This is a genomic window from Hydrogenophaga taeniospiralis, from assembly GCF_020510445.1.
In the GTDB taxonomy this organism is placed as follows: Bacteria; Pseudomonadota; Gammaproteobacteria; order Burkholderiales; family Burkholderiaceae_C; genus Hydrogenophaga.
The window spans coordinates 2,999,709-3,025,513 of sequence record NZ_JAHBAG010000001.1; the positions used below are offsets into that span (position 1 = coordinate 2,999,709).

Here is a 25,805-nt window from a genome sequence, read left to right on the forward strand (position 1 = left end):
TGCCACCGGCCGGCGCTGCGGGTGGCGGGTGCGCCGTTCACAATACCGCCCATGTCCCGACCCGAATCCGATGCACCGCATTCCGAACAACTGCTGAGCGAAGTGGCGGCCCTGCCGGGCCTGCCGGGCGTCTACCGCTATTTCGATGCGCAGGGCCAGTTGCTCTACGTGGGCAAGGCGCGCAATCTGAAAAAGCGGGTGGCGAGCTATTTCCAGAAGAACCACGACGGCACGCGCATCGGCCACATGGTGAGCAAGATCGTGCGCATGGAGACCACGGTGGTGCGCTCCGAGGCCGAGGCGCTGCTGCTGGAAAACAACCTCATCAAGACGCTGGCGCCGAAGTTCAACATCCTGTTTCGCGACGACAAGAGCTACCCCTATCTGAAGATCACCGGCACGCGCGAGACCTTCCGCACCGCGGGCCGCCAGCCGCCGCCCTCGCTCGCGTTTCCGCGCATGGCCTATTACCGCGGCGTGGTGGACCGGCGCCACAGCTACTACGGCCCGTACCCGAGCGCCTGGGCGGTGAAGGAGTCGATCACGCTGCTGCAGAAGGTGTTCCGGCTGCGCACCTGCGAAGACACGGTGTTCGCCAACCGCACCCGGCCTTGCCTGCTGTACCAGATCAAGCGCTGCAGCGGCCCCTGCGTGGACCTGATCGACAGCGAGGCCTACGCGCGCGACGTGGCCGATGCCGAGCGCTTCCTGCGCGGCGAAACGCAGGCCGTGCTCGACACGCTGGAGCAGCGCATGATGGCGCACGCCGAGAAGCTCGAATTCGAGCAGGCTGCCGAACTGCGCAACCAGATCACGGCGCTCTCGCGCGTGTTGCACCAGCAGGCGGTGGACAACGTGTCGGACCAGGACGTGGACGTGCTGGCGGTGAAGGTGCAGGGCGGTCGCGCCTGCGTGAACCTGGCCATGATCCGCGGAGGGCGCCACCTGGGCGACCGGCCGTACTTTCCCACCCACGTGGAAGACGCCACCGCCATCGACAGCCTGATGAGCGACGACGAGACCGCCGAGGCGCCGTCCGCCGACCCCGCCGAGCGCGTGGCGATCCAGGTTCTGGAAGCCTTCATCGCCCAGCACTATCTGGGCGTGGCCATGCCGCACACCCTGGTGACCAGCCACCCCGTGGGCCGGCCGTTGCTGGACGCGCTCACCGAGCAGATCGGCGCCAAGGTCAATGCCGTGCACCATCCGCGTGAGCACCGCCGCATCTGGCTGGAGATGGCGCAGAAGAACGCCGATATCGCGCTGGCGCGGCTGTTGGCCGAAGAGGGCTCGCAACAGGCCCGAACCCGCGCCCTGGCCGATGCGCTGAACCTGCCCGACGACCAGCTCGATGCGCTGCGCATCGAGTGCTTCGACATCTCGCACACCGCGGGCGAATCGACCCAGGCCTCGTGCGTGGTGTTCGAGGCCCACAAGATGCAGAACAGCCAGTACCGCCGTTACAAGATCGAAGGCATCACGCCCGGCGACGACTACGCCGCCATGCGCCAGGTGCTGCTGCGGCGCTACGGCAAGATCGCCGAGGCGCTGCGGGCGGAAGACGCTGCGCCAGCCGCCCCCCAGCCGGCGGCGGTCGATCCCGCCGCGGCCGACCCGGTCCCGGCCGTTGCCCCAGCGCCTGTGGACGGGGCCACCGCAGCGACCAGTGCGCCGGACGATGTCGCCGCCACCGAACCCTCGGTCGAGTCCGTCGCCGGCCCGCGCATGCCCGACCTGGTGCTGGTGGATGGCGGCAAGGGTCAGGTGAGCATGGCGCGCGAGGTGTTCCAGCAGCTCGGCCTGGACCTCTCGCTCATCGTGGGCGTGGAAAAAGGCGAGGGTCGCAAGGTGGGCCTGGAAGAGCTGGTGTTCGCCGACGGCCGGGAAAAGGTGTACCTGGGCCACGACTCGGCCGCGCTCATGCTCGTGGCCCAGATCCGCGACGAAGCGCACCGCTTCGCCATCACGGGCATGCGCGCCCAGCGCGCCAAGGTGCGCACCGGTGGCAGCCGGCTCGAAGACATTCCCGGCGTGGGGCCGAAAAAACGGGCCCGTCTGCTGCAGCGTTTTGGTGGCGTGCGCGGCGTGGCCTCTGCCAGTGTGGACGACCTCTGCACGGTGGAAGGCATTTCCACCGAACTGGCCGATGCCATCTACCGGGCGCTGCATTGAACCGGGTTTCGGAGATGGCCTGCCAGGCGGCAAAACCCCCGTGACGATTCGCGCAGGTGGCGCTCCGCCATAATCGCGGCATGTTCTTCAACCTTCCCACCCTGCTGACCTGGGCGCGCATCGTCGCCATCCCGCTGATCATTGGGGTGTTCTATCTGGAAGGCATGAACCCGGCACGGCAGAATCTGATCGCCACGGTGATGTTTGTGGTGTTCGCCGCCACCGACTGGGCCGACGGCTTTCTGGCGCGCAAGCTCAACCAGACCTCGGCCTTCGGCGCTTTCCTGGACCCCGTGGCCGACAAGTTCCTGGTCTGTGCCAGCCTGCTGGTGCTGGTGCATCTGGAGCGGGCCGACGTGTTCGTGGCGCTCATCATCATCGGCCGCGAAATCGCCATTTCTTCCCTGCGCGAGTGGATGGCCATCATCGGCGCGACCAAGAGCGTGGCGGTGCACATGATCGGCAAGCTCAAGACCACGGTGCAGATGACGGCGATCCCCTTCCTGCTGTTCAACGGCAAGCTGTTCGGGGTGATCGACACGCATCTGTGGGGCACCTGGCTGATCTGGATTTCGGCGGTGCTGACCGTCTGGTCCATGGTGTATTACCTGCAAAAAGCCCTGCCGGAAATCCGCGCCCGTTCGCACTGAGCGCGCCCGCGCGCTTCTCCCCCATGACATCTCCCGTGCAAGACAACGCGTGGCTGCGCGCCATGCCCTGGGTGTTCGTGCTGATCTGGAGCACCGGCTTCATCGTGGCGCGCTACGGCATGCCACACGCGCCGCCCATGAAGTTCCTGGCGGTGCGTTATGCACTCTCCATCCTGTGCTTCCTGCCCTGGATCTGGTTCGCCGGGGTCCGGTGGCCGAAGAGCCGCGCCCAGTGGCTGCACCTGTTGGTCACCGGGGTGCTGATGCACGCGGGCTACCTCGGTGGTGTCTGGGCCGCGGTCAAGGCCGGCATGGGTTCGGGTCTGTCTGCGTTGATCGTCGGCATCCAGCCGGTGCTCACCGCGGTCTGGCTCAGTTCCATGGGAGGCCCCGGTTCCCACGTGTCGCGCCGCCAGTGGGTCGGTCTGCTGCTGGGCTTTGCCGGCCTGGTGCTGGTGGTCTTGCGCAAGTTCGGCGCGGGCGGGCCGGGCGACCAGGCCAATTGGCTCAACCTCTGTTTTGCCGTGATGGCGCTGTTCGCCATCACCACCGGCACGCTGTACCAGAAGCGTTTCGTGCAGCCCTGCGACGTGCGCAGCGCCAACACCGTACAGCTGATCGCGGCGCTGGTGGTGACGCTGCCGCTGGCGTTGCTGGAGACCGAGGCCATGCGCTGGAACGCCGAGCTGGCCGGCGCCATGGCCTGGTCGGTGCTGGGGCTCACACTGGGCGGCAGTTCGCTGCTCTACATGCTGATCCAGCGTGGCGCGGCGGCCTCGGTCACCAGTCTGATGTACCTGGTGCCGCCCTGTACGGCGCTGATCGCCTGGGGCCTGTTCGGTGAGCCGATCACGGTGGTGACCGTGGCGGGCATCGCGCTCACCGCTTTCGGGGTGAGCCTGGTGGTGCGGCCACCAAAGCCGGCCTGAACCTCCAGGGTTCGTCGGCAAAGCGCTGCGCCAGAAAGTCGACCAGCAGCCGGATGCGCCGCGGCACCTGGGGCCGGTAGGGCGCCAGCCAATGAATGTGTGCATCGGGCATGGCGTAGGCTGGCAATACCCGCACCAGTTCGCCGCTGGCCAGTTGCGGCGCGATGTCCCACAGGCTGCGCAGCATGATGCCGTGCCCCGACAGACACCAGTCGCGCACCATCTCACCCGAGTTGCTGGACAACGGTCCACGCACCGGCGTGTGCCGCACCGTCGATTCCCCTTCGCGTTGCAGGCGCCAGTGGTCAAAGCGCTGGCCCGGCCCGCCCCCGTTTTCCCGCACCACGAGGCAGGCGTGGTCGGCGAGGTCCTGCAACTGGCGGGGTGTGCCGTGCTGCTGGAGGTAGCGAGGCGCGGCCACCAGCACACGCTGGTTGCCTGCGAGCCGGCGCGAGACCCATTCGGTGGCCCGCTCGCCGGGCGCGTTCCAGAGCCAGATGGCGCCGTCAAAACCGTCCACCGCCAGATCGGGCAGTTGTTCGGTGAGCTGCAGCTGGACCTGGGTGCCCGGGTGGCGGGCCTGGAAGTCCGCGAGCGCGGGCCCGACCCAAAGCCGGCCGAAACCGAAGGTGGCCGCCAGGCGGATGGGGCCGGCCGGCTCGGCCTGACGTTCCCGCAGTTCGGACTCGACCTCGTCAAAGGCCCGCAGCAGGTGGACGGCGCGTTCGCACAGGGTGTCGCCCTCGGCCGTGGGGCTCACGCGCCGGGTGGTGCGCTGGAACAGGCGCAGGCCCAGGCGGGCCTCCAGCGCGGCCAGGCGTTTGGTGACCGCCGAGGGCGCCAGCTGCAGCGCCTTGGCCGCCATCACCAGGCTGCCGTGCTGGCGCACGGCGAGCACGAGTTCAAGATCGGAGCGGTCCAATTGTTTCCTTAGGAGAATGAATTGATTGCTAAATTATTGCTGCAACGGGGGCTATGCTTGCGCCCATGTTGAACGGTTTTCTGCCCCACACCGTGGAACGCGATGGCGTGCAACTGCACACGCGCGTGGCCGGCGAGGGGCCTCCCCTGTTGTTGTTGCACGGCCATCCGCAGACCATGGTCATGTGGCACCGCGTGGCGCCCGCGCTGGCCGAACGCTTCACCGTGGTGTTGATGGACCTGCGCGGCTACGGCGATTCCGCCCGCCCCGCGCCCGACGATGCGCACCAGGCCCATAGCAAACGCGAGATGGCGTGCGATGCGTTGGCGGTGATGGCGCACCACGGCTTTCAGCGCTTCGATGTGCTGGCGCACGACCGCGGCGCCCGCGTGGCCCACCGGCTCGCGGCCGACCAGCCGCGGGCGGTGCGCCGGCTGATGCTGCTCGACATCGCGCCCACCTTGGCCATGTACGCGCAGACCTCCGAGGCGTTCGCGCGGGCGTACTGGCACTGGTTCTTCCTGATCCAGCCGCCACCCCTGCCGGAGGCGCTGATCGCGTCCGACCCCGCGCGTTACGTGCGCAACGTGATGGGCAGCCGGTACGCGGGACTCGCCCCGTTCGACGCTGCGGCACTGGCCGAGTACGAACGCTGCGCCGCGCTGCCCGGCACGGCAACTTCGATCTGCGAGGACTACCGCGCCAGCGCCAGCATTGATCTCGAACACGACCGCGCCGACGTCGCGGCCGGCCATCGGCTCACGCAGCCTCTGCGCGTGTTGTGGGGCGAGCACGGCACGGTGGCGCGCTGTTTCGATGTGCTGGCGCTGTGGCGCGAGCGCGCCATCGAGGTGTCGGGCCGCAGCCTGCCCTGTGGCCACTACTTGGCGGAAGAGGCCCCAGCGCTTCTGACCGCCGAAGCCTTTTCATTCTTTTCAGTGGATACCCAGGAGAACCCATGAGCAAACACCGCATCGCGGTCATCGCCGGCGACGGCATCGGCCAGGAAGTCATGCCCGAAGGCATTCGTGTGCTGGAGGCCGCGGCCTCCAAGTTCAACATCCCGTTGCAGTTCGACCACTTCGACTTTTCGAGCTGCGACTATTTCGAAAAGCACGGGAAGATGCTGCCCGACGACTGGAAGGAGCAGATTGGCGGCCACGACGCGATCTACTTTGGCGCCGTGGGCTGGCCCGACAGGGTGCCCGATCACGTCTCGCTCTGGGGCTCGCTGTTGTTGTTTCGCCGCGAGTTCGACCAATACGTCAACGTGCGTCCCGCCCGGCTCATGCCGGGCGTGACCGCGCCGGTGGTGCGCCGCGATGGCAGCCCGCGCCAGCCGGGCGAGATCGACATGGTGATCGTGCGCGAAAACACCGAAGGCGAGTACTCCAGCATCGGCGGGCGCATGTACGCCGGCACCGAGCGCGAGATCGTGGTGCAGGAAACGGTGATGTCGCGCATCGGCGTGGACCGCGTGTTGCGCTATGCGTTTGAAGTGGCGCGCTCGCGACCCAAGAAGCACCTGACCAGCGCCACCAAGTCCAACGGCATCGCGATCACCATGCCCTACTGGGACGAGCGCGTGGCCGAGATGGCCCAACAGTACCCGGACGTGAAGGTGGACAAGTTCCACATCGACATCCTCACCGCGCACTTCGTGCAGCGCCCCGACTTCTTCGATGTGGTGGTGGGCAGCAACCTGTTTGGCGACATCCTGTCCGATCTGGGTCCGGCCTGCACCGGCACCATCGGCATCGCGCCCAGCGCCAACCTCAACCCGACGCGCCAGCACCCTTCGCTGTTCGAACCGGTGCACGGCTCGGCGCCGGACATCGCGGGCAAAGGGATCGCCAACCCGATCGGCCAGATCTGGTGCGGCGCCATGATGCTCGACCACCTGGGCCATCGCGACGCGCACGACGCGGTGATGCGCGCCATCGAGTCGGTGCTGCAGCCGGGCAGTGGTGCGCCGCGCACGCCCGATCTGGGGGGCACGGCGGGCACCGCCGATGTGGGCCTTGCCATAGCGCAGGCGCTCGGTGCCTGACGAAGATCATGTGTGCTGCGACCCGGATGTGCCATATTTCACGCCACCGGTTTCGCAGGTGATCAAAGCGTCTAGAATCTCGCGTTCCGTTCAGGCGGCCCGTGCCGCGGTGCCAGTGCGTATTGACAGCGGGCCAGCCCCGTGGGTCTAATCACCTGGCATTGCTTCCGGTCCCGCCGCCTGACAAATACGATCTAGAGCGATCAAGGTTTTTTGCCCGCGGACGCTGCACCGTTTCTGGCAAGCAACTTGTCCATACAGATTCTTCCAATCACTTCATGAGGGGCTATTTGTGAACAAAACAGAACTCGTCGAGCACATTGCAAAGCATGCCGATATTTCCAAGGCGGCCGCAACCCGTGCGCTGGACTCCACCATCACCGCGATCCGCACCACGCTGAAAAAGGGTGGCACGGTTTCCTTGGTGGGTTTTGGTTCTTTTGCTGTGACCAAACGTCCCGCCCGCAAGGGACGCAACCCCCGCACCGGCGCTGAGATTAAAATCAAGGCCGCCAAGGTGCCGAAGTTCCGTCCGGGCAAGGCACTGAAGGATGCGCTGAACTGAAGCGCCTCCGGTTTTCCGGTGGGGTGCTTAGCTCAGTCGGTAGAGCGGCGCCCTTACAAGGCGTAGGTCGGCGGTTCGACCCCGTCAGCACCCACCACCATCGAAAAGGCGAACCCGGGTTCGCCTTTTTTGTTGTCGGCTCAGGCACTTGTCCGCCGGAGCCGACTTCCTGTTTCAGGGTTTCAAGGCATGTTCGATTCCATCCGCAATCACAAGAAGTACCTGATGGGTTTCTTGATGATTTTGATCATCCCTTCCTTTGTGCTGTTCGGCATCCAGGGCTTCACCGACTTCAATGCGCGGGGTGAACCGGTGGCCTCGGTGGATGGGCAGGACATCACCAAGACCGAATGGGACCAGGCGCACCAGGCCGAGTCGCAGCGCCTGCGCGAGGCCATGCCCACGATCGATGCCAAGCTGCTGGACAGCGATCAGGCGCGCTACGCCACGCTGGAGCGCATGGTGCGCGAACGCGTGCTGGCGACGGCGGCGCAGAAGTTCAACCTGTACACCAGCGATCAACGGCTGGCCAACGAACTGCAGGGCAATCAGATGATCGCCGCGTTGCGCAAGCCCGACGGCACGCTCGACGTGGAAGCCTATCGCCAACTCGTGGGGCGCCAGGGTATGACGCCCGAGATGTTCGAAGCCCGGGTGCGCACCGACCTCTCGCAGCAACAGGTCGTGCAAGGCATTCAGGGCTCGGGTTTCGCGCCCGGCGCGCTGGCCGAGGTGTCGCTCAACGCATTCTTCGAGCGCCGGGAAGTGCGCGTGGCGCGTTTCGCCGCCAGCGACTTCGCGGCCCGCGTGTCGCCCAGCGACGCCGAGATCGAAACCTTCTACAACGCGAACCCGGCGTTGTTCCAGGCCCCCGAGCAAGCCGATGTGGAGTACCTGGTGCTTGACGCCGCGGCATTGCAGCAATCGATCGTGTTGGCCGAGGCCGACGTGCGCGCCTATTACGACCAGAACGCCAGCCGCCTCTCCGGTGACGAAGAGCGCCGCGCCAGCCACATCCTGCTGAGCGTGCCGGCGGGTGCATCGGCGGCCGACAAGGACAAGGTGCGTGAACGCGCGTCGGCCTTGTTGGCCCAGGTGCGCCAGGCACCCCAGACCTTTGCGGCGGTGGCGAAAGCCAATTCGCAGGACCCCGGTTCGGCCGCCAACGGGGGCGATCTGGACTTCTTCGCCCGCGGGGCCATGGTCAAGCCTTTTGAAGACGTGGTGTTCTCGCTCGCCAAGGGCGGCATTTCCGATCTGGTGGAAACCGAGTTCGGTTTCCACATCATCCAGCTCACCGACATCAAGGCGCCCAAGCGGCGCAGCTTTGACGAGATGCGCGCCGAGATCGAGGCCAGCCTGAAGAAAGAGCAAGCACAGAAGCAGTTCGCTGAAACCGCCGAAGCCTTCAGCAACATGGTGTACGAACAGGCCGACAGCCTGAAGCCCGCCGCCGACCGTTTCAAGCTGACGCTGCGCACCGCCAAGGGGCTGACCCGTCAATCCCGGCCCGATGCGGGTGTGTTGGCCAACGAACGCCTGCTCGGCGCCATTTTTGCCCCGGACTCGATCGAGAAAAAGCGCAACACCGAGGCCGTCGAAACCGCGTCGGGCCAACTGGCCTCGGCACGGGTCGTGCAATACACCGCCGCACGGACCCAGCCGTTGGCCGAAGTGCGTGACCGGGTGCGTGCCCTGCTGGTGGCCCAGCGTTCGGCCGAACTGGCCAAGAGCGAAGGCATGAAGCAGCTCGATGCCTGGAAATCCGGTGGCGAAGCCACGGGCCTGGCCGCGGCACTCACGGTGTCGCGCGACAAGGCGCAGGGGCTGGCCCAGCCGGTGCTCAATGCCGCGCTCAGCGCCGATCCGCGTGCGCTGCCGGCCTGGGTCGGCGTGGACCTGGGCGATCAGGGATACGCCGTGGTGAAGGTTGAGAAGGTGTTGCCCCGCGAGACGCGGGACGCACCGGTTCTGGCGCAGGAGGTTCAGCAGTACAGCCAGTGGTGGGCATCGGCCGAGAGCCAGGCCTATTACGAGGCGCTCAAGGAGCGCTTCAAGGTTCGCATGCTGGTGCCGGAACCCGCCGCTGCGCCGGCCGCTGCGCGCTGAGTTTGAAATCGGCCCGTTCCCGCTCCGGTGGGGCGGGTTCTTCGCGCTATAATGCAAGGCTTGCGGTGGCTGTAGCTCAGTTGGTAGAGTCCAGGATTGTGATTCCTGTTGTCGTGGGTTCGAGCCCCATCAGCCACCCCAAAAAATTCAAGGCGCTACAGCTGCAATGGCTGTAGCGCCTTTTTCATGTTTCTCCATTCGGCGCTACGTGAGCGCCGCATCGGGCACGGGCAACTCGCGCCGCTCCGCCGCACTTTGAGTGCCCAGATCGAGCAGCCGCATCACGTCCAGCGCCTGGGGCGCGGGCACGGGGTTGGGGGCCAGGCCGCGCAAGGCATCGCGGATTCCGGCGTAAAAATCCGGATAGCGCCCCGGCGCCGTGGGCCAGTCCTGTTCCATCGGTGCGGCATCCGTTAGCGCGTCTGGCGCCAGCACGGCCAGCCGTCCCACCGCCGGATCGTGTCCCCACGCCTGTGGGTGCGCGGCGTCGGGCTTCTGCCCGGCTTTGAGCGCGTCTTCCTGGCGGTCCAGGCCCCACTTCACCCAGCTGCCTCGGGTGCCGTGGAGCGCGAAACGCGGGCCGGGCAGGGCGGACAGCGCACTGCCATGCAGATCGGCGCGCAGGCCACTGGCCCAGCGCAGGCGGGCATGGAACAGATCGGTGGCCTGGGCGCCGTCGCGCGCGGCCACGAGGTCGGCGGCGATCGCCACCGGCCGTCCAAACAGCTGCATGGCCTGATCGAGCAGGTGAGGCCCCAGGTCCATCCACAGGCCCGCTCCCGGCCCGTCCGCATCGCGCCAGCGCGTCCGAACCACGGGTCGGAAGCGGTCAAAGTGCATCTGGGCGTGGACCATGCGGCCCAGTTGGCCACTCTGGACCAGCGCTTGTGCGGTCAGCATGTCGCCGTCCCAGCGCCGGTTGTGGAACACGCTCAGCAGCAGACCCCGCTGCCTGGCCTCGGCGATCAGCTCCTCGGCCTGGGCCGCGTTCAGGGTGAAAGGCTTGTCCACGACGACCGCGCGTCCAGCCTGCAACGCGGCCAGGGCCAGGGGGTGGTGGCTGTCGTTGGGGGTGGGGATGACCACGAGGTCGACGTCGTCGCGGGCCAGTATCGCGCGGGCATCGGGTTCGACCGGCATGCCCGGGCCCAGCGCCGCGCGAACGGCTTCGGGTCGGCTGCTCACCACGGCCACGAGATCGAGCCCGGGCGTGCTCATGATCAACGGCCCATGGAACACCTGGCTGGAGCCGCCCCAGCCGATCAGGCCGACACGAATGGTTTTCTGGGTGAGCGCTGGTGGGTTCATGGCCCGTTTGTACACGCCTCGCGGCGTCCTGCGCGGGGTGTTCAGTTCACCAGCACCAGTTTTCCCTTCACCGAGCGCGAACCCATGATGGCGTAGGCCCTGGGCAGTTCGCTCATGGGCAGGGTCTGGTCGATCACCGGTTTGACCTGGCCTTTGGCGTACATGCCGGCCAGGGTCTGCATCATCTGGGCATCGGCCTGCGGTTCGCGGCGCGCGAAGTCGCCCCAGAACACGCCCACGATGCTCGCGCCCTTGAGCAGGGTCAGGTTCAGCGGCAGGCTGGGAATGGGGCCGCTGGCAAAGCCCACCACCAGGTAGCGCCCGCGCCAGGCGATGGAGCGGAACGCGGGTTCGGCGAAGTCACCACCCACCGGGTCGTAGATCACATCCGGCCCCTTGCCGTCGGTGAGGCGCTTGATCTCGTCGCGCAGGCCCGCCTGTGGCGTGTGCACGCTGTAGTTGATGGTGGCGTCGGCACCCAGCCGACGGCAGAGTTCGCACTTCTCGTCGTTGGACGCTGCGGCGATCACGCGCGCGCCAGCGGCCTTGGCGATCTGGATCGCGGCCGTGCCCACGCCGCCGGCCGCGCCGAGCACCAACACGGTTTCGCCGGCCTTGAGCGCGGCGCGGTCCATGAGCGCGTGCCACGAGGTGGCGTAGATCATGGTGAAGGCCGCCGCGTCCACCGGCGGAAACCCGGGCGGCAGCGGCATGCACAGCACAGCGGGGGCCAGGGTGTGGGTGCCAAAGCCGCCCGTGCCGCTCAGGCAGGCCACGCTCTGGCCCACCTGCAGGTGTTTCACGCCTTCGCCCACCGCGCGCACCACGCCCGCGTATTCCGAGCCGGGCACGAAGGGCAGGGCGGGCTTCATCTGGTACTTGTTCTGCACGATCAGCAGATCGGGAAAGTTCAGGCTGGCGGCCTGGATCTCGATCAGCACCTCACCCGCCTTGGGCTCGGGGGTGGGCAGTTCTTTCCAAGTGAGGGCTTCGACGCCCACAGGGTTCTCGCACAGCCAGGCTTGCATGGTCTCTCCTCGTTGGACAATGGTCATCGAACGATGATAGGCACCGCGCAGGCCGCGCCCCATCGGGTAAGCCCGCTTTGCTGTCGCTGTGGGGACCGCGGAAAACCACCGGGTATCCGCCGGTCATGGGCATGCAATCACCCTAGAATTGCTTCAATGAAAATCCTCATCTCCAACGACGATGGTTACCAGGCACCGGGTATCGTCGCGCTGTACGAAGCGCTCAAGGGGCTGGCCGAGGTGGAGGTGGTGGCACCCGAGCACAACAACAGCGCCAAGTCCAACGCCCTGACGCTGCATTCGCCGCTGTACGTGCACACGGCGGCCAACGGTTTTCGCTACATCAACGGCACGCCCGCCGACTGCGTGCACATCGCCCTGACCGGCCTGCTCGGCTACCGGCCCGACCTGGTGGTCTCGGGCATCAACAACGGCGCCAACATGGGCGACGACACGATCTATTCGGGCACGGTCGGCGCGGCCATGGAAGGCTACCTGTTCGGCATACCCGCGATCGCGTTCTCGCAGACCGAAAAGGGTTGGGCCCACCTGGACACCGCCGCCCAGAAGGCCGCCCAGCTGGTGGCCCAGCTGCTGCCGTCGGTGGGCGAAGCGGCCCAGCGCGGCGAGCCCTGGCTGCTCAACGTGAACATCCCGAACCGGCCCGCGAACGAGATCCGGGGTTTCAAGGTGGCCCGGCTGGGTCGGCGCCATGCGGCCGAGCAGGTGATTTCGCAGACCAACCCGCGTGGCGACACCATGTACTGGATCGGCGGGGCCGGCCCCGCCAAGGACGACACCGAAGGCACCGATTTCCACGCCGCGGCCCAGGGCTACGCCACCATCACGCCGCTGCAGGTGGATCTGACGGACCACGACCGTTTGCCGTACTGGGCGCCCACGGCGGTGCACCTGTCGCAGCCGGCCGAGCAGGCCGTCCTGGCGGGTGAGGTCCCGCAGGCCGGAGCGTCGGCATGAAACGCCATCTGCCAGGCCCGGCCACGTCCGCCGGCCCGACGCCGCCCAAGCCCCGTCCCGGCTTTCCGGCGCGGCTGGTGTCGTCGCCAGCGACCCTGGCAGCGAAAGTGCCACGTACCGTGGCGACATCCCCTGCGGCCAGTGCCCGATCCGCGGCCTCCTCCCGCTCGCCCGGCCCATCGCCACAGGCGCCCAGCGGCACCGGCATGGACTCCCAGGCCGTGCGGTGGGCGATGGTGCGCAAGCTCGAGGCCCAAGGGGTGAGCCACCCGGCGGTACTGGCCGCCATGCGCACGGTCGAGCGGCACCGGTTCGTGGACTCGGCGCTGGCCAATCAGGCCTATGAAGACACCAGTTTGCCTATTGGTCTGGGGCAAACCATATCCAAACCCAATGTGGTGGCGCGCATGAGCGAGCTGCTGTGCCAGGGGCGCAGCGAAAAGCTGGGCCGGGTGCTGGAAATCGGCACCGGTTGTGGTTACCAGGCCGCCGTGCTCAGCCATCTGGCGCGCGAGGTGTACAGCATCGAGCGGCTGCGGGGCCTGCACGACAAGGCGCGTGAGAACCTTCGGGGCATGCGCCTGTCCAATCTGCACCTTTTGTTTGGCGACGGCATGCTCGGGTACGTCAAAGGAGCGCCTTACGCGGCCATCATCGCCGCTGCAGGCGGGAACGACATCCCCGATGCCTGGATCGATCAGCTGGCGGTGGGCGGGCGCCTTGTGGCGCCGGCCGTCACCGGGTCGGGTCGCCAGAATCTGGTGGTGATCGACAAGACAGCCACCGGCGTGGTGCGCACAGTGCTGGAAGCCGTGCTGTTCGTGCCACTAAAATCGGGAGTCGCATGAAGTTCACTCTGCCAATCGCAGGGTTGACGTGTTTTTATCCGGGTCTGCCTCTCATGGCAGAACCCTTGCAACAGCTGGGAAATTGCATGAACAAGCGTTTGAAACCGGTGCTGGACCGCGGTGCACAGGTGGTCCGTCCCGCGTGGCAAGGCGCCGCGGTGTTGACGGTGCTGGCGGCCCTGCTGGTGACGGCGGGTTGCTCTTCGCGTCGCGTGATGCAGCCCGCGCCGGTGGAGGACCGTTCCGGCGCCACGCGTCCGACGGACGTCAAGCCCCTGCCCGGGGCTGAAAACGCCGGCAAACCCGGTTATTTCACCGTTCGGCCAGGCGACACGCTGTACCGCATCGCACTGGAAAGTGGCCAGAGCTGGCGCGATGTCCAGGCCTGGAACAACCTGGCCAATCCGAACGTGCTGGAGGTCGGGCAGGTGTTGCGTGTGGCACCTCCCGTGGGTGCGGCTCCAACGACCGCCGCTCCGGGCGCGGTTGTCGCCACGCCTGGGGTGTCGTCCACCTCGCCCGTGACGCCCTCTGGCGTCGTTTCGCGCCCGCTGTCGCCTGCGGGCACGACGAACACCGCCACGCCGACGCCCACACCCACCCCGTCCACTCCCGCCGCGCCCGAAACGCCGATGGGCGCCGACGAGTTGAGTTTCGTCTGGCCCGCGCAGGGCACGGTCGTGGCCACCTTTGACGAGGCCAAGAACAAGGGCGTGTCGATCGCCGGGCGCATTGGCGACCCGGTGCTGGCCGCCGCCGATGGTCGTGTGGTGTACGCCGGTGCCGGCCTCAGGGGCTATGGCAACCTGATCATTCTCAAGCACAACAACACCTACCTCACCGCCTACGCACACAACCAGGCCTTGCTGGTGCGCGAAGACCAGTCGGTGCGCCAGGGTCAGAAGATCGCCGAGATGGGCAGCAGTGACACGGACCGCGTCAAGCTGCATTTCGAGGTGCGGCGCCAGGGCAAGCCGGTCGATCCGCTCAGCTTCCTGCCGAAGAGGTAACCCCCCCTGCGCCGCTGCGCGGCTTCCCCCCAGGGGGACCACACCTTTGGACCGGCGGAGCCGGATCCTCGGTGTGTGCTGGATGTGATCTCGCGCTCCGGTGGCGCCTCGAAACGCTTAGGGGGACAACTCCATGGCTTGGCCTGTTCTGGTTTTCGACATCGAATCCATCCCGGACATCGAGGGCCTGCGTGCGCTGCGCGGCGAATCCGCCGAGGCCAGTGACGAGCAGGTTTACGCGGCCTGGCTGGCGGAGCGCAAGGAGAAAGGGCAGAGCGACTTCATGCCGCTGCACCTGCAGCGCGTGCTGGTGATCAGTGTGGTGTTTCGCAACGCCGAGGGGCTGCGCATCCATTCCTTCGTGGACCGCGATGGCCAGAGCGAAGGCAAGGTCGTGCAGACCTTCTTCAACACCATTGAAAAGCACCAGCCCCAGCTGGTGAGTTGGAACGGCGGCGGCTTTGACCTGCCGGTGCTGCACTACCGCGGTCTGCGCCACGGCGTGGAAGCCAGCAAGTACTGGGACATGGGTGAGGACGACCGCGAGTACAAGTGGAACAACTACATCGGTCGTTACCACATGCGCCACCTGGACCTGATGGACCTGCTGGCGATGTACAGCCCGAAGAACAATGCGCCGCTCGATGCCATGGCCAAGCTTTGCGGTTTTCCCGGCAAGCTCGGCATGGATGGCTCGCAGGTGTACGCGCAATACCTCGCCGGGCAGACCGATGACATCCGCCGCTACTGCGAGACCGACGTGATGAATACCTACCTGGTGTATTGCCGTTTCCAGAAGATGCGTGGCGGCCTGACCGAGGCCGAGTACGAGCAGGAGATCACCCACGTCAAAGAGACCCTGGGTCAACTGGCGCCCACCGAGAGCCACTGGGACGAGTACCTCAAAGCCTGGGCTTGAAGCGGCATCCCGTCTCGCGTCCTGAGACAATTGGAGGATGACCGCACCCCTCGCCCACGAAAACAGCCTGCTCACCACCGCGCGCGACGACGCGCCCGCCGCCGCCGACGCCTCCTTGCCCGAGGGCTGGCTGGCGGTCGAATCCCTCGACATCGATGCCCAGGGCATCGCCCGCCGCCCGGACGGCAAAGTCGTCTTCATCGAAGGCGCCTTGCCCTTCGAGGTGGTCAGCACCAGCGTGCACCGCAAGAAGAACAACTGGGAGGCGGGCGTCGTCACCGCCATCCACCGCGAATCCTCGCAGCGCGTGCGCCCGGGTTGCCCGCATTTCGGGCTGCACGCCGGCGCCTGTGGCGGCTGCAAGATGCAGCACCTGCACGAGGGCGCTCAGGTGGCCATCAAGCAGCGCGTGTTGGAGGACAACCTCTGGCACCTGGGCAAGGTGAAGGCGCAGACGATGCTGCGCCCCATCGAAGGACCGGCCTGGGGCTACCGCTACCGCGCACGCCTGTCGGTGCGTTTCGTGCACAAGAAGGGCGAGGTGCTGATCGGCTTTCACGAGCGCAAGAGTCGCTACGTGGCCGACATGCAGGTCTGCCCGGTGCTGCCCCCCCACGTGAGCGCGATGATGATGCCGCTGCGCGAGCTGATCTTCGGCATGGACGCGCGCGAAACCTGCCCGCAGATCGAATTGGCCTGTGGCGACGAGGTCACGGCGCTGGTGCTGCGCCACCTGGAGCCTCTGTCCGAAGACGATACGGCCCGGCTGCGCGCTTTTGGCGCGCAACACGGTGTGCAGTGGTGGTTGCAGGCCAAGGGGCCGGACACCGTGAAGCTGCTGGACGAGGGTGGGCCGCTGTTGTCGTATGCGCTGCCCGACTTCGGCATCACCATGCCGTTCAAGCCCACCGATTTCACCCAGGTCAATCCACACATCAACCGCGTGCTGGTGACGCGTGCACTGCGCCTGCTGGAGGCCCGGAAACCTGAGCGCGTGATCGACTGGTTCTGTGGTTTGGGCAATTTCACCCTGCCCATTGCCACCCAGGCGGGCGAGGTGCTGGGTATCGAGGGCAGCGAGACCCTGGTGGCGCGTTCACGCGAAAACCTGGCCGGCAACCAGGCCGGGCGAACCACCCCGCTGGCGCCCACCCGCTTCGTGGCGCGCAACCTGTTCGAGATGACGCCGGCCCAGCTGGTGGCCGACGGTGTGGCTGACAAATGGCTGGTCGATCCGCCGCGCGAAGGCGCATTCGCGCTCGCCAAGGCGCTGGCCGACCTGCACCAGCAGCCCGAACTGCGGGGTGGCTGGACGCCCCCGCGGCGCATCGTCTATGTGAGTTGCAACCCGGCCACGCTGGCGCGCGACGCCGGGTTGATGGTGCACCAGGCCGGCTACCGTTGCCTGGCTGCTGGCGTGGTGAACATGTTTCCGCACACGGCGCACGTGGAGAGCATGGCGGTGTTCGAACTGGACTCTGCCGACACGACGCCCGCGGGTTGAAACGCCGAGCGGCGTTTCAGGAGTTGCGCGAGCGGGTGGACGCCTTGTTGGACGGGGTCTCGATCTCGTCGATCACTTCGGGCTCGGCGCGCGAGGGGCCGGGCGTGTTCGGCATGCCGACGACCGCGTTGTCGCGCATGTACTGGTCCATGTCCTTCCAGCCGGCAAACACCGCGGCCTTGCCGGCCTTGGGGTTGCTGGAAAAACACTCCTCGATGCCGCGCACCGCGTAGCGGCAGGCGCTGCCAATGGCCCGGGCTTCGGCTTCCTTGCGGGCGTTCACCTGGGTCGCGGTTTCGATGCCCAGCGCGTCGCAGCCGGCCAGCAGGCTGGCGGTGATCAGCAGGCCAAGGGTGAGGGCGGTGTGTCGCATGGTGGTTCGGGTGGGGTTTGAAGGTTCTTTCGGCGTTTTCTCCGCGAACTTGATGCCCGCTCCCAGGCCCCACACCGTGCCGGGCATCGAACAGGCAAAGAAAAAGGACCCGAAGGTCCTTTTTCCGGGAAGCGTTGAAGACTCAGTCGCGCTCGCCGCCAAAGATGCCCAGCAGGGCCAGCAGGCTCTGGAAGATGTTGAACAGGCTCAGGTACAGGCCCAGCGTGGCACTGATGTAGTTGGTTTCGCCGCCGTCCACGATGCGCTTGAGGTCGTACAGCAGGTACATGCTGAACACCACGATGGCCAGGGTGGCGATGGCGGCCATGCCGGCCGTGCTGCCCACGAAGACGTTGATGATGGCGCCCACCATGATGGCCAGTGCGCCGACAAACAGCCACTTGCCCATGCCGGAGAGGTCGCGCTTGATCACGGTCGAGAGGTTGGCCATGACCAGGAACACGCCGGCCGTGCCGCCGAACGCCGTCATGATCAGGCTGGAGCCGTTGCTGAAGCCCAGCACGGCGGCCAGCATGCGCGAGAGCATGAGGCCCATGAAGAAGGTGAAGGCCAGCAGCACCGGCACGCCGGCGGCCGAGTTCTTGGTTTTTTCGATCGCGAACATGAAGCCAAAGGCGCCGCCCAGAAAGACGATCAGGCCCAGGCCACCGGTCAGGCCAGCGGTGATGCCGGTCTGCACACCGATCCAGGCTCCCAGCACGGTGGGCAGCATGGACAGCGCGAGCAGCCAATAGGTGTTGCGCATCACCCGGTTGCGCAGTGCATCGGAGGAAACGGCGGTGCCGAAGCGGCCGCTGGTTTGCGTGTGGTCGGTCATGGTGGTGAGCTCCTTCATCATCTGACTCGGTGATCGGGTTGTCGGCCCTCTGCTTCCAAGGGGTCAACGGCGTGTGTTGCATTGTAGGCCGCAGGGGGTCATGGGCTGACGGCCGGGCGATCCCCCGCCGTCGATAGGGTCACTTGCCATGCCAAACCCCTGTGGGGAGGGCCATCCCCGTCACCGGGCGCCTGAGCGTTTAAGCTTGGCGCCTGCAACCCTTTCTCAGACACCTTAACCGGGGCAATAGTTCATGAAAAACAAAGCCGTGCTCGAACTCGCCGACGTCAAACTCATCGCAGCGGCGGCCGAGGCCGAAGCGCTGAAAAACAACTGGGCCGTCACATTCGCCGTCGTCGACGACGGCGGCCACCTGCTGTGGCTGCAGCGCCTGGACGGCGCGCCCGCCATCTCCTCGCACATCGCACCGGCCAAGGCGCACACGGCGGCGCTGGGGCGGCGTGAGAGCAAGGTCTACGAGGACGTGATCAACCAGGGCCGGGTGTCGTTCCTGAGCGCGCCGGTGGTGGCGGGCATGCTCGAAGGCGGTGTCCCGGTCATGAAAGACGGCCAGTGCATTGGCGCTGTGGGCGTGAGTGGCGTGAAGTCGGCCGAAGACGCGCAGATTGCCCGCGCGGGCATTGCCGCTCTTGGGTTGTGAACAAGTACCCCTGCCGCGCTGCGCGCGACCCCCTCAAGGGGGCGATGCGAGTGGCCCGGCAAAGCCGGTTCCACCGCATCCTGGGCTGAGTTGCTGCAGCATCAATTTGGTCACGCGGGGAAAAAATGCCTGGCTATCGGAAGCGGTGCTTCCCTGGCTGGCTAAAAACGACGCGCTGGGAAGGTGAAATCCCCGCGTCGCCCCACGATGAAAAAAGGGTCTTGGTCAGCGGTCGCGGCCATGCACCGCGCAGCATTTATTTGGTCAGTATGAGCTTGCCCTGGCGGGTGGTCTGCAGCCGGTAGAGCGCACCGTTGTGGCTGATGGCGACCGCTTTGTGGCCGCGCAGCACGTCCTGGCTGGCGAGCACGGGCTGAGTTCCTTCGGCCGGGATCGCGGCGAGGTCGGGCCCGGCCGAAGACTGCGGGCGGGTCTGGGGGCTGGGTGGACGGTGCATGGCGTTTTCCATTGGGTGGGTTGACTCGGCCGGTTGGCTCAAGGGGACGCCGTGGTCGGCTCGGTGATGAAACCGATCTTGCGCACGCCCGCGCGCTGCGCGGCGGCCATGGCCAGGGCCACGCGCTCATAGCGCACCGCCTTGTCGCCACGGATGTGCAGCTCGGGTTGTGGCTGCTGGGCTGCGGCAGCGCTCAGGCGCTGTTCGAAATCGGCGTCTTCCACGCGCGCATCGTTCCAGTAGTAGAGGCCGTCGGCGTCCACCGACAGGCGGATGTTGTCGGGCTTGTCGAGCACCTTCTCGTTGCTGGCGCGCGGCAGGTCCACGTTCACCGCGTGTTTGATCACCGGTACGGTGATGATGAAGATGATGAGCAGGACCAGCATGACGTCGATGAACGGGATCATGTTGATCTCGCTGAGCATCTCGTCGCTGTCGTTCTGGGTTCCGATGGCCATGGTGATCTTTCGGGCTCAGGCCTTTTTCATCGGCAGCACCTTGGCGTCGCCACCGAGGCTGACGCGGGCGCCGGTGACGAAGTAGGCGTGCAGGTCGTGCGCGAAGCGGTTGAGCTGGTGGGCAATGCCCTTGTTGCCGCGCACCAGCGCGTTGTAGCCCAGCACGGCGGGAATGGCGACCAGCAGGCCCAGAGCGGTCATGATCAGCGCCTCGCCGATCGGGCCGGCCACCTGGTCGATGCTGACCTGGCCGGCCGCGCCGATGCCCAGCAGCGCGTGGTAGATGCCCCAGACGGTGCCGAACAGGCCGACAAAGGGCGCGGTGGAGGCCACCGAGGCCAGCACCGACAGGCCGCTCTGCGCGCGCGCCTGGTGGTCGTCCACGCTCTTGCGCAGGCAGCGTTCGACCCAGTCGCTCACGTCCAGGCTGTCGTGCAATTGCGTCCCGGGGCGACCGTCCTTGTGCAGGATGTGACGGGCCGCCTCACGGCCTTCGAGCGCCACGGCGCGAAACGGGTTGCCCTCGGTGGTGCCGAGCTTGTCCAGGCCCTCGGCGAAGTCCGCGCTGTGCCAGAAGCCTTCCACGCCTTTGGCCTGGGCGCGCTGGGCGCGCTGGTCCAGCGCTTTCCACAGAACGATGATCCAGGTGGCCAGCGACATGGTCAGCAGAATCAGGGCCACGGTCCGGGTGACGGCGTCGCCCTGGGTCCAGACGTGGGCGAGGCCGGAGGAGGTGAGAGAGGTGTCCATGAGCGGGAAGGTCCAGTGAAAGTCGGTGAGAGCGGGACGGTTATTCAATGACGAAGTGGATCGGGATGGTGACCCACATGGCTTCAGGCACACCCGCGCGCTTGCCCGGCACGTACCGCCACTTGAGCGCGGTCTGAAGCGCGGTCTGGTCGAGCCGGGCGTAGCCGCTGGATTGGGACACATCGGCCTTGCTCGCGGTGCCGTTGGGTTCGATGTAGGCTCGGATCCAGACGGTGCCTTCCTCTCCGAGGCGCTCGGAGAGTTGCGGGTAGGGTGCCTTCGGGTTGCCCAAGAAGGCCGCATTCGACGACGGCGGTTCGATCTTGGGGGGCGCGGGCGGTGCGGGTGGCGTTTCGACGTTGTTCATCGACGCCGTAAGCGGTTCGGCCGCGGGAGGTGGCTGGGTGGTGCCGGATGGCGCCTCGCTCGCGGGCGCCGGCTTCGGTTCGGCGATGGCCATGGGTTGAGGGGCCGGTTTGGGCACGGGGCGCTGCTTCTGCACCGGCTCGGGTCGGGGCTCGGGCGGTGGCGGGGTCGGTGTCACCTGCGGTTGCGGTGCTTCGATGAACTCGGCCAGCACGTTCACCGGGATCACGAGTTCCACCGCGCGCCGGAGCAGGCCGGCCTGCAGGGCCCACAGGCCCAGCACATGAAAGCCGATCACGGCCATCACGATGAACAGGCGACGGTTCATTCGGGGAGCGCGGTTCGGGGCCGACAAGGGCCCAGAAGAAGGGAGCGCAGAGGCTGCGCTGGCGAAACTCATAGTGTAGGCGTGAGGGGTGGCCGGATGGATGGCGGTGGAGGCGTGTCGGTTGGCTGCGGCGGGCTGTGTCACTTCTGGCGCAGAACCCACCACGCCGCGCCCAGGATCAGCAGCAGACTGCCGCCCAGGATGGAGATGCTGATGCCCATGATCGTCCTTTCCAGAGGGTTGGGTGCGATGCACAAATTATAAATGCGAATCTGTCGCATTTACTATTTTCGGGCGTTTTTTTGAATCAGCCGGCGATGGGGTTGCTGCGTGCAGCGTTTTTGTTATATGCAGGATCGGCGACGCGCTGCGCGCCGCCGATCACAGGCCTCCCTGCGGTGCTTCAGAAACTGCGCCGCCACGACACCGTGTAGGTCCGGCCACGGCCCGCGAAGTAGTCGCTGTCGGTACCGGACGGCCGGGCCTGCGCGTAGTAGCCGATGTACTGGCGGTCGAACAGGTTTTGCACGCCCATGCTCCAGTCGCCCACGCTGGTTTTCCAGCTGAACAGGGCATCGGCCACGGTATAGCCGTTGAAGTGCTCTTCGAGGTTGGCGGTGCCGACGGTGCGGCCGGCATTGACGTGACGCGAGGCGTAGTGGCTGGCCTGCAGGCGTGCGGACATGCCCGGTGCGAAGGCCCAGCGCGTGGCCAGCACGATCTTGTCCGGGCCCTGGTAGCGCGAGCTGAGCGCCACGTCCAGTGGTTGACCCTCCGCAGTGGCGGTCATGCCGCGGATGCGCGCGTAGTTGGCCGTGACCGTCCAGTCGGGCGCCGGGCGCAGCTCCCCGCCGAACTCGAAGCCGCGCACGCGCACCGGCACGCGCACCACCGAGCCGATGCCGGTGGTGGCGTTGATGCGAACCTGACCGCTCAGGTCGGAACTCGATTCGTAGATCGAGGTCGTGAAGCTGCCCAGCTTGTGCTGCCAGGTCAGGCCGACTTCCTTGTTTTCGGTGAGGATGGGCTCCAGCGCGGCCAGGTCTTCCACCGAGCGGTCGTCCACGTTGACCGCGCGCAGTACCAGGCCGACGTCGGGCAGGCCGAAGCCCTCGTTGTACGAGGCGAAGCTCGACCAACCGGGCGCGAAGCGCCAGACCAGGCCGAGGTTCTTGACCTGCTGGTCGAACGAGCGCTTGCCGCCCCGCACTTCGCGGCTGCCGTAGGCCGCCAGCGTGTTGTAGGTGTCGACCTCGAGTTCCGCGTGCTCGTGGCGCAGCCCGCCGCGCAGGGTGAAGTCGCCGAACTCGTACTCGAGCTGGGCAAAGGGCGCCAGGCTCTGGAACTGCAGTGGCGGCACCCAGTCGCGGTCGGTCAGCGCAAGGCGCTGTTTGGAGGTGTCGGCCAGCCAGTCCAGGCCCCCGGTGAACTCCAGGCCCGTCAGACCCAGGTCGGGTCTGACCCAGGAAGCGCGCAGGCCCTTCTTGTCGGCGACGATGTCGCTCTGGTCGACCAGTGTCCCGACGGGCGCGATGCTGGCGTCCTGAAAATTCGCGAAGTTGCCGGCGCCATACAGAGAACGGAAGTCCTGCTTGTACAGCTGCACGCTGGCCATGCCGCCGGCCAGGTCGGCGTGGGTCCATTCGAGGGCCGAGGTGCGCACGTCGTTGCGCGGCGGTTCGCCCAGCACGCTGCCGCCTTTCTGCGCCGAGGTGGTCAGGCCCGTTGCCCGATCGCCGTCCACACGTGTCCAGTCGCCGCCGCCGGCCACGCTGAAGTGGTTGTACGAGGCCTGCAAGCGTTGGGACGGGGTGACGCGCCAGCCGAGCTTGACAAAAGCGTCGTGACCGCTGCTGTCTTGCAGATCGCCCTGGGTGGTCTCCAGACCCAGGCGCCGGCCGTCGCCGTCGACGCCCACCCCGCTTTGCAGGCCGCCGACATAGACCAGGGCATCGAAGGCATCTTTTTTGTGTTCGAGCAGGTAGCTGGTCTTGAGGGTGGCGTCGTCAGAGTGGCCCTGGGTGCTGAACTTGGCGTCGATCGTGTGCGTCGTACCTTCCTTGCGCGGGGTGCGGGAGATGTAGTTGATGATGCCGCCGGTGGCGCCCAGACCCTGCACCGCCGAGGGGCCGCTGACCACTTCGATGCGCTCGATCAGCAGAGGGTCGGCGAAATAGCCTTCGCGCGAGCCCGCGCGCAAGGGGTTGCTCTGCGGAATGCCGTCAAAGAGGATGAGCGCCGCCCGTCCGCGCATCGATTCGCCCGCGCTGCTGAGCTTCTGCGTGGATGGGGCGTAGCCCGGGATCTGTGCGGCGAGCACCGCGCTGAGGTCTTCCGCCACGCCGAGCTGTTCATCCAGCTCCTTGCGCGTGATCACGCTCACCGCGCCCGGAATCTTGTCAACGGCCTTGCTGCCGCGCGTGGCCGTGATCACCACGACCGGCATCTGGCCGACGCCAGCGTCGTCGGTGCCGGGGTTTGGTGTGGCGCTGGCCGGTGGTGTTTCCGACACCGTGTTGGTGGTGACCTGGGCCCAGCCCGGCACGCAGCACCAGGCCGCGGCGAGCGCCACGGCGCAGCGCCGGGCCTTGACGCCATTCTTCTTGTGGACGGTCTTGACGTTCATTCAAATATTCCTAAGGGTTGGAGTGAAAGAAAGAGAGCGGGACAGGCCAGCAGCGTGCCGAGCAAGGCAGCCGCCGCCGCCAGCGAGGCGCAGGCGCGCGGCGCCCAGGCGAAGAGGGCGGGCACCAGCAGGCCCGCCACGCCCAGCGCGGTGACGCCGTGCAACAGGCCCAGGGCCCAGCCTTCGGTGAATACCGGGAAGAGCAGCGCTGCCGCCAGGCCGAGGGCCCCGCCGTGGCACCAGCGGCGTCGCACCTGGGCTGTGCCCTCGTGGCCAAACGCCTGTTCGTGGTGGCGCGCCATGGCCAGGGCGAGCGCACACCAGGCGGCAAACGACCACAGCAGGCTGCTCACGCGGCGGCTTTCGAAAAACCGTGTGCGTCGCGGTGGGCCCGCGCGCTTCGGAGCTGCCGCAGGGCAATGAGCGCGGCGCCCACCGCGACCAGCAGCAGACCCGTGTTCACGCCCAGCGCGGCCGGGTGGCTGCCTGGCCAAGGCTCCCATGCACGGCCGCTGTTGAGCAGCAGGTTGGCCGCGATGGTGGTCACCGCGGTCACGGCCAGGGCCATGCACTGCTGGGCCACGTGCCGCGTGCCATGGCGCATCAATACCGCGTGCAGCAGACTGGCGCTCCAAAGGCCGAAAAACCAGCGCATCGAGGCCTGCAGCGGTGAGGCGTCAAGGGTCCACCACGCATGTGGCAGGCAGTTGAGCAGCATCACACCAACACTCGCCAGCAGCGGACCGCACACGGCGGCGAGCGTCAGCGCCTGCATCCAGCGCACGCCGGACTGGCCGGGTCGGGCGTGCCGCTGTGCGCGTTTTTGCACCCAGACGATGCTGCCCGTGGCGAGCATCGCGCAGCCGCTCAGACCCAGGGCGAAATACAGCCAGCGCAGTGTCCCATGATGGAACTGGATCAGATGCATGCCGACGATGAAGCGCTGCACGCGCGACACGGTGGGCAGCGCCTCGGCATGCAGCAGCGCGCCGCTGGCCGCGTCGAAGTACAGCGTGCCATGTTCCAGGCCGACACGCGCCCCGCTGGCGCGGCGCATCTCGACCATGGCCTTGGCGTCGTGGGGTTGGCGCACGATGACGAGTCCGACCTCGCCGGGCTGGCCGGACGCGGCCCAGTGCGCCCGTGCCTGCACGGCCATCTCGTCGAGCGAGGCCCTGTGCGACAGCGCTGCCTTGGCGGGCGCCCGGCTGTAGCGCGACAAAGCCTCCTTGGTGTAGGCGCCGCGCTCGGGGCCATAGACCCAGGCGATGGCGGGTTGCAGGTAGACGGCCGCGAAGATGATCAGGCCCGACAACGGGATCAGGAAGAGAAAGGGCAATGCGAACACCGCCGTCACGTTGTGCAGGTCCAGTGCGCTGCGCTGCAGGGTCTTGCGCGGTCGGAAGGTGAAGAAGTCCTTGAAGATGCGCCGGTGCGTTGCCACGCCCGAGACGATGCCCACCAGCATGGCCATCGCCGCCAGCCCGACCAGCCATTCGCCCAGGTCCAGCCATGTCAGGTGCAGGCTGTGGTGAAACGGGTAGAAGAGTTGCGTGCCCAGGGGCGCGCCTTGCTCTGGCAAAAGCGTGGCACTGAACGGGTTGAGGTCGCGATAACCCCGCTCGATGTGCTCGCCCGACCAGCCCAGCCGCAGCGTGGGCACACGGTCGCCGGGCGGGTAGATCAACCACAGCGTTGCCTGCTCCGGCGCCAGCCGGCTCAAGTGAGGCAAGGCCTGGTCGAGCGACGGCACTTCGCCCACGGCCGGGGCGGGCAGGCGCGTATGGGGCTGCGCCCAACGGTCGATCTCGCGGTCGAACACCGACAGCGTGCCCGTCAGGAAGATGACGAACAGGAAGCCGCCGAAAAGGACCCCACACCAGGTGTGCAGAGCGCCCATGCGTTGGCGAAAGCCCGGCGCGCCCGGCTGCGCCTGCTGTGCGGCTTGTCTCATGC

The 25,805-nt window shown here is 66.9% G+C and carries 26 protein-coding genes and 2 tRNA genes; 15 read left to right on the plus strand and 13 right to left on the minus strand.

Annotated elements, in window-relative coordinates; all coding sequences use genetic code 11:
- The first annotated feature begins 51 nt into the window (after positions 1–51).
- The 3 genes from uvrC (at position 52) to KIH07_RS14390 (ending at position 3,751) form a co-directional block, all read left to right on the plus strand.
- On the plus strand, positions 52–2,172 hold the full coding sequence (uvrC, locus tag KIH07_RS14380; protein ID WP_226492627.1) for an excinuclease ABC subunit UvrC: 2,121 nt from the start codon (positions 52–54) through the stop codon (positions 2,170–2,172).
- Between the two features lie 80 nt (positions 2,173–2,252).
- Positions 2,253–2,822, plus strand: a complete 570-nt coding sequence (pgsA, locus tag KIH07_RS14385) for a CDP-diacylglycerol--glycerol-3-phosphate 3-phosphatidyltransferase (RefSeq protein WP_226492628.1) — start codon at positions 2,253–2,255, stop codon at positions 2,820–2,822.
- Between the two features lie 23 nt (positions 2,823–2,845).
- Positions 2,846–3,751 carry a DMT family transporter gene (locus KIH07_RS14390; protein WP_226492629.1) on the plus strand — a complete coding sequence of 302 codons (906 nt, stop codon included), beginning with the start codon at positions 2,846–2,848 and terminating at the stop codon, positions 3,749–3,751.
- Here the strand turns inward: KIH07_RS14390 and KIH07_RS14395 are convergent.
- Positions 3,702–4,673 carry a LysR family transcriptional regulator gene (locus KIH07_RS14395; RefSeq protein WP_226492630.1) on the minus strand — a complete coding sequence of 324 codons (972 nt, stop codon included), beginning with the start codon at positions 4,671–4,673 and terminating at the stop codon, positions 3,702–3,704. The two genes, KIH07_RS14390 and KIH07_RS14395, sit on opposite strands and share 50 nt — an antisense overlap.
- Before the next feature lie 65 nt (positions 4,674–4,738).
- Between KIH07_RS14395 and KIH07_RS14400 the strand changes: the two genes are divergently transcribed.
- The 6 genes from KIH07_RS14400 (at position 4,739) to KIH07_RS14425 (ending at position 9,538) form a co-directional block, all read left to right on the plus strand.
- Positions 4,739–5,635, plus strand: coding sequence for an alpha/beta fold hydrolase (locus tag KIH07_RS14400; RefSeq protein ID WP_226492631.1), 897 nt, complete (start codon positions 4,739–4,741; stop codon positions 5,633–5,635).
- A complete protein-coding gene (locus KIH07_RS14405) occupies positions 5,632–6,723 on the plus strand; it encodes a tartrate dehydrogenase (RefSeq protein WP_226492632.1) in 1,092 nt (363 codons plus the stop codon). The genes KIH07_RS14400 and KIH07_RS14405 overlap by 4 nt, the downstream gene beginning before the upstream one ends.
- A 292-nt stretch (positions 6,724–7,015) precedes the next feature.
- On the plus strand, positions 7,016–7,288 hold the full coding sequence (locus KIH07_RS14410) for an HU family DNA-binding protein (protein WP_066158910.1): 273 nt from the start codon (positions 7,016–7,018) through the stop codon (positions 7,286–7,288).
- A gap of 21 nt (positions 7,289–7,309) precedes the next feature.
- Positions 7,310–7,385: transfer RNA gene (locus KIH07_RS14415), tRNA-Val, on the plus strand.
- A gap of 92 nt (positions 7,386–7,477) precedes the next feature.
- Entirely contained in the window at positions 7,478–9,397 is a 1,920-nt protein-coding gene (locus KIH07_RS14420; protein ID WP_226492633.1) for a SurA N-terminal domain-containing protein, read from the plus strand.
- Positions 9,398–9,462: 65 nt separating this feature from the next.
- Positions 9,463–9,538 (plus strand) — tRNA-His (locus KIH07_RS14425).
- Positions 9,539–9,601: 63 nt separating this feature from the next.
- Here the strand turns inward: KIH07_RS14425 and KIH07_RS14430 are convergent.
- Together KIH07_RS14430 and KIH07_RS14435 are read right to left on the minus strand one after the other, a co-directional pair.
- Positions 9,602–10,705, minus strand: coding sequence for an oxidoreductase (locus KIH07_RS14430; protein ID WP_226492634.1), 1,104 nt, complete (start codon positions 10,703–10,705; stop codon positions 9,602–9,604).
- A 41-nt stretch (positions 10,706–10,746) separates the two neighbouring features.
- Positions 10,747–11,733 (minus strand): NADPH:quinone oxidoreductase family protein, encoded by a 987-nt coding sequence (locus KIH07_RS14435; protein ID WP_226492635.1) that lies wholly within the window; start codon positions 11,731–11,733, stop codon positions 10,747–10,749.
- Positions 11,734–11,889: 156 nt separating this feature from the next.
- Between KIH07_RS14435 and surE the strand changes: the two genes are divergently transcribed.
- From surE to rlmD, 5 genes are all read left to right on the plus strand, one after another.
- The gene (gene surE, locus KIH07_RS14440; protein WP_226492636.1) at positions 11,890–12,711 is read left to right on the plus strand and encodes a 5'/3'-nucleotidase SurE; all 822 of its coding nucleotides are present in this window, start codon (positions 11,890–11,892) and stop codon (positions 12,709–12,711) included.
- Positions 12,708–13,559, plus strand: coding sequence for a protein-L-isoaspartate(D-aspartate) O-methyltransferase (locus KIH07_RS14445; RefSeq protein ID WP_413465745.1), 852 nt, complete (start codon positions 12,708–12,710; stop codon positions 13,557–13,559). Before surE ends, KIH07_RS14445 begins: the two co-directional genes overlap by 4 nt.
- 86 nt (positions 13,560–13,645) lie before the next feature.
- Positions 13,646–14,569: a peptidoglycan DD-metalloendopeptidase family protein gene (locus tag KIH07_RS14450; protein WP_226492637.1), complete on the plus strand. Its 924-nt coding sequence runs from the start codon at positions 13,646–13,648 to the stop codon at positions 14,567–14,569.
- 133 nt (positions 14,570–14,702) lie between these two features.
- Positions 14,703–15,488, plus strand: coding sequence for a 3'-5' exonuclease (locus KIH07_RS14455; protein WP_226492638.1), 786 nt, complete (start codon positions 14,703–14,705; stop codon positions 15,486–15,488).
- Positions 15,489–15,525: 37 nt separating this feature from the next.
- On the plus strand, positions 15,526–16,992 hold the full coding sequence (gene rlmD / locus KIH07_RS14460) for a 23S rRNA (uracil(1939)-C(5))-methyltransferase RlmD (RefSeq protein WP_226492639.1): 1,467 nt from the start codon (positions 15,526–15,528) through the stop codon (positions 16,990–16,992).
- A gap of 16 nt (positions 16,993–17,008) precedes the next feature.
- On the opposite strand, the gene KIH07_RS14465 is transcribed toward rlmD, so the two are convergent.
- Both KIH07_RS14465 and KIH07_RS14470 read right to left on the minus strand, forming a co-directional pair.
- Positions 17,009–17,365, minus strand: a complete 357-nt coding sequence (locus KIH07_RS14465) for a hypothetical protein (RefSeq protein ID WP_226492640.1) — start codon at positions 17,363–17,365, stop codon at positions 17,009–17,011.
- 142 nt (positions 17,366–17,507) lie between these two features.
- A complete protein-coding gene (locus KIH07_RS14470; protein ID WP_226492641.1) occupies positions 17,508–18,203 on the minus strand; it encodes a Bax inhibitor-1/YccA family protein in 696 nt (231 codons plus the stop codon).
- A 253-nt stretch (positions 18,204–18,456) separates the two neighbouring features.
- On the opposite strand from KIH07_RS14470, the gene KIH07_RS14475 reads away from it, so the two are divergent.
- Positions 18,457–18,864 (plus strand): GlcG/HbpS family heme-binding protein, encoded by a 408-nt coding sequence (locus KIH07_RS14475; protein WP_226492642.1) that lies wholly within the window; start codon positions 18,457–18,459, stop codon positions 18,862–18,864.
- A 256-nt stretch (positions 18,865–19,120) separates the two neighbouring features.
- Here the strand turns inward: KIH07_RS14475 and hemP are convergent, their stop codons facing one another.
- From hemP to KIH07_RS14515, 8 genes are all read right to left on the minus strand, one after another.
- Entirely contained in the window at positions 19,121–19,321 is a 201-nt protein-coding gene (hemP, locus tag KIH07_RS14480) for a hemin uptake protein HemP (RefSeq protein WP_226492643.1), read from the minus strand.
- Positions 19,322–19,359: 38 nt separating this feature from the next.
- Positions 19,360–19,779 (minus strand): ExbD/TolR family protein, encoded by a 420-nt coding sequence (locus KIH07_RS14485; RefSeq protein ID WP_226492644.1) that lies wholly within the window; start codon positions 19,777–19,779, stop codon positions 19,360–19,362.
- A gap of 15 nt (positions 19,780–19,794) precedes the next feature.
- Positions 19,795–20,529, minus strand: coding sequence for a MotA/TolQ/ExbB proton channel family protein (locus KIH07_RS14490; protein WP_226492645.1), 735 nt, complete (start codon positions 20,527–20,529; stop codon positions 19,795–19,797).
- A gap of 40 nt (positions 20,530–20,569) precedes the next feature.
- The gene (locus KIH07_RS14495; protein ID WP_226492646.1) at positions 20,570–21,223 is read right to left on the minus strand and encodes an energy transducer TonB; all 654 of its coding nucleotides are present in this window, start codon (positions 21,221–21,223) and stop codon (positions 20,570–20,572) included.
- 140 nt (positions 21,224–21,363) lie between these two features.
- Entirely contained in the window at positions 21,364–21,504 is a 141-nt protein-coding gene (locus tag KIH07_RS14500; RefSeq protein WP_226492647.1) for a hypothetical protein, read from the minus strand.
- 122 nt (positions 21,505–21,626) lie between these two features.
- The gene (locus KIH07_RS14505; protein WP_226492648.1) at positions 21,627–23,849 is read right to left on the minus strand and encodes a TonB-dependent receptor; all 2,223 of its coding nucleotides are present in this window, start codon (positions 23,847–23,849) and stop codon (positions 21,627–21,629) included.
- Entirely contained in the window at positions 23,846–24,202 is a 357-nt protein-coding gene (locus tag KIH07_RS14510; protein WP_226492649.1) for a DUF3325 domain-containing protein, read from the minus strand. Before KIH07_RS14510 ends, KIH07_RS14505 begins: the two co-directional genes overlap by 4 nt.
- Complete coding sequence (locus tag KIH07_RS14515) at positions 24,199–25,803, minus strand: PepSY-associated TM helix domain-containing protein (protein ID WP_226492650.1); 1,605 nt, start codon at positions 25,801–25,803, stop codon at positions 24,199–24,201. Before KIH07_RS14515 ends, KIH07_RS14510 begins: the two co-directional genes overlap by 4 nt.
- Between the last annotated feature and the right edge of the window lie 2 nt (positions 25,804–25,805).

Coding starts and splice junctions, on each gene's coding strand:
- KIH07_RS14435 (WP_226492635.1), bottom strand. CDS start 11,733: ATGCAAGCCTGGCTGTGCGAGAACCCTGTGGGCGTCGAAGCCCTCACT.
- pgsA (WP_226492628.1), top strand. CDS start 2,253: ATGTTCTTCAACCTTCCCACCCTGCTGACCTGGGCGCGCATCGTCGCC.
- KIH07_RS14390 (WP_226492629.1), top strand. CDS start 2,846: ATGACATCTCCCGTGCAAGACAACGCGTGGCTGCGCGCCATGCCCTGG.
- KIH07_RS14515 (WP_226492650.1), bottom strand. CDS start 25,803: ATGAGACAAGCCGCACAGCAGGCGCAGCCGGGCGCGCCGGGCTTTCGC.
- KIH07_RS14420 (WP_226492633.1), top strand. CDS start 7,478: ATGTTCGATTCCATCCGCAATCACAAGAAGTACCTGATGGGTTTCTTG.
- surE (WP_226492636.1), top strand. CDS start 11,890: ATGAAAATCCTCATCTCCAACGACGATGGTTACCAGGCACCGGGTATC.
- rlmD (WP_226492639.1), top strand. CDS start 15,526: ATGACCGCACCCCTCGCCCACGAAAACAGCCTGCTCACCACCGCGCGC.
- uvrC (WP_226492627.1), top strand. CDS start 52: ATGTCCCGACCCGAATCCGATGCACCGCATTCCGAACAACTGCTGAGC.
- KIH07_RS14465 (WP_226492640.1), bottom strand. CDS start 17,365: ATGCGACACACCGCCCTCACCCTTGGCCTGCTGATCACCGCCAGCCTG.
- hemP (WP_226492643.1), bottom strand. CDS start 19,321: ATGCACCGTCCACCCAGCCCCCAGACCCGCCCGCAGTCTTCGGCCGGG.
- KIH07_RS14485 (WP_226492644.1), bottom strand. CDS start 19,779: ATGGCCATCGGAACCCAGAACGACAGCGACGAGATGCTCAGCGAGATC.
- KIH07_RS14455 (WP_226492638.1), top strand. CDS start 14,703: ATGGCTTGGCCTGTTCTGGTTTTCGACATCGAATCCATCCCGGACATC.
- KIH07_RS14445 (WP_413465745.1), top strand. CDS start 12,708: ATGAAACGCCATCTGCCAGGCCCGGCCACGTCCGCCGGCCCGACGCCG.
- KIH07_RS14400 (WP_226492631.1), top strand. CDS start 4,739: ATGTTGAACGGTTTTCTGCCCCACACCGTGGAACGCGATGGCGTGCAA.
- KIH07_RS14475 (WP_226492642.1), top strand. CDS start 18,457: ATGAAAAACAAAGCCGTGCTCGAACTCGCCGACGTCAAACTCATCGCA.
- KIH07_RS14470 (WP_226492641.1), bottom strand. CDS start 18,203: ATGACCGACCACACGCAAACCAGCGGCCGCTTCGGCACCGCCGTTTCC.
- KIH07_RS14430 (WP_226492634.1), bottom strand. CDS start 10,705: ATGAACCCACCAGCGCTCACCCAGAAAACCATTCGTGTCGGCCTGATC.
- KIH07_RS14490 (WP_226492645.1), bottom strand. CDS start 20,529: ATGGACACCTCTCTCACCTCCTCCGGCCTCGCCCACGTCTGGACCCAG.
- KIH07_RS14505 (WP_226492648.1), bottom strand. CDS start 23,849: ATGAACGTCAAGACCGTCCACAAGAAGAATGGCGTCAAGGCCCGGCGC.
- KIH07_RS14450 (WP_226492637.1), top strand. CDS start 13,646: ATGAACAAGCGTTTGAAACCGGTGCTGGACCGCGGTGCACAGGTGGTC.
- KIH07_RS14500 (WP_226492647.1), bottom strand. CDS start 21,504: ATGCGACAGATTCGCATTTATAATTTGTGCATCGCACCCAACCCTCTG.
- KIH07_RS14495 (WP_226492646.1), bottom strand. CDS start 21,223: ATGAACCGTCGCCTGTTCATCGTGATGGCCGTGATCGGCTTTCATGTG.
- KIH07_RS14405 (WP_226492632.1), top strand. CDS start 5,632: ATGAGCAAACACCGCATCGCGGTCATCGCCGGCGACGGCATCGGCCAG.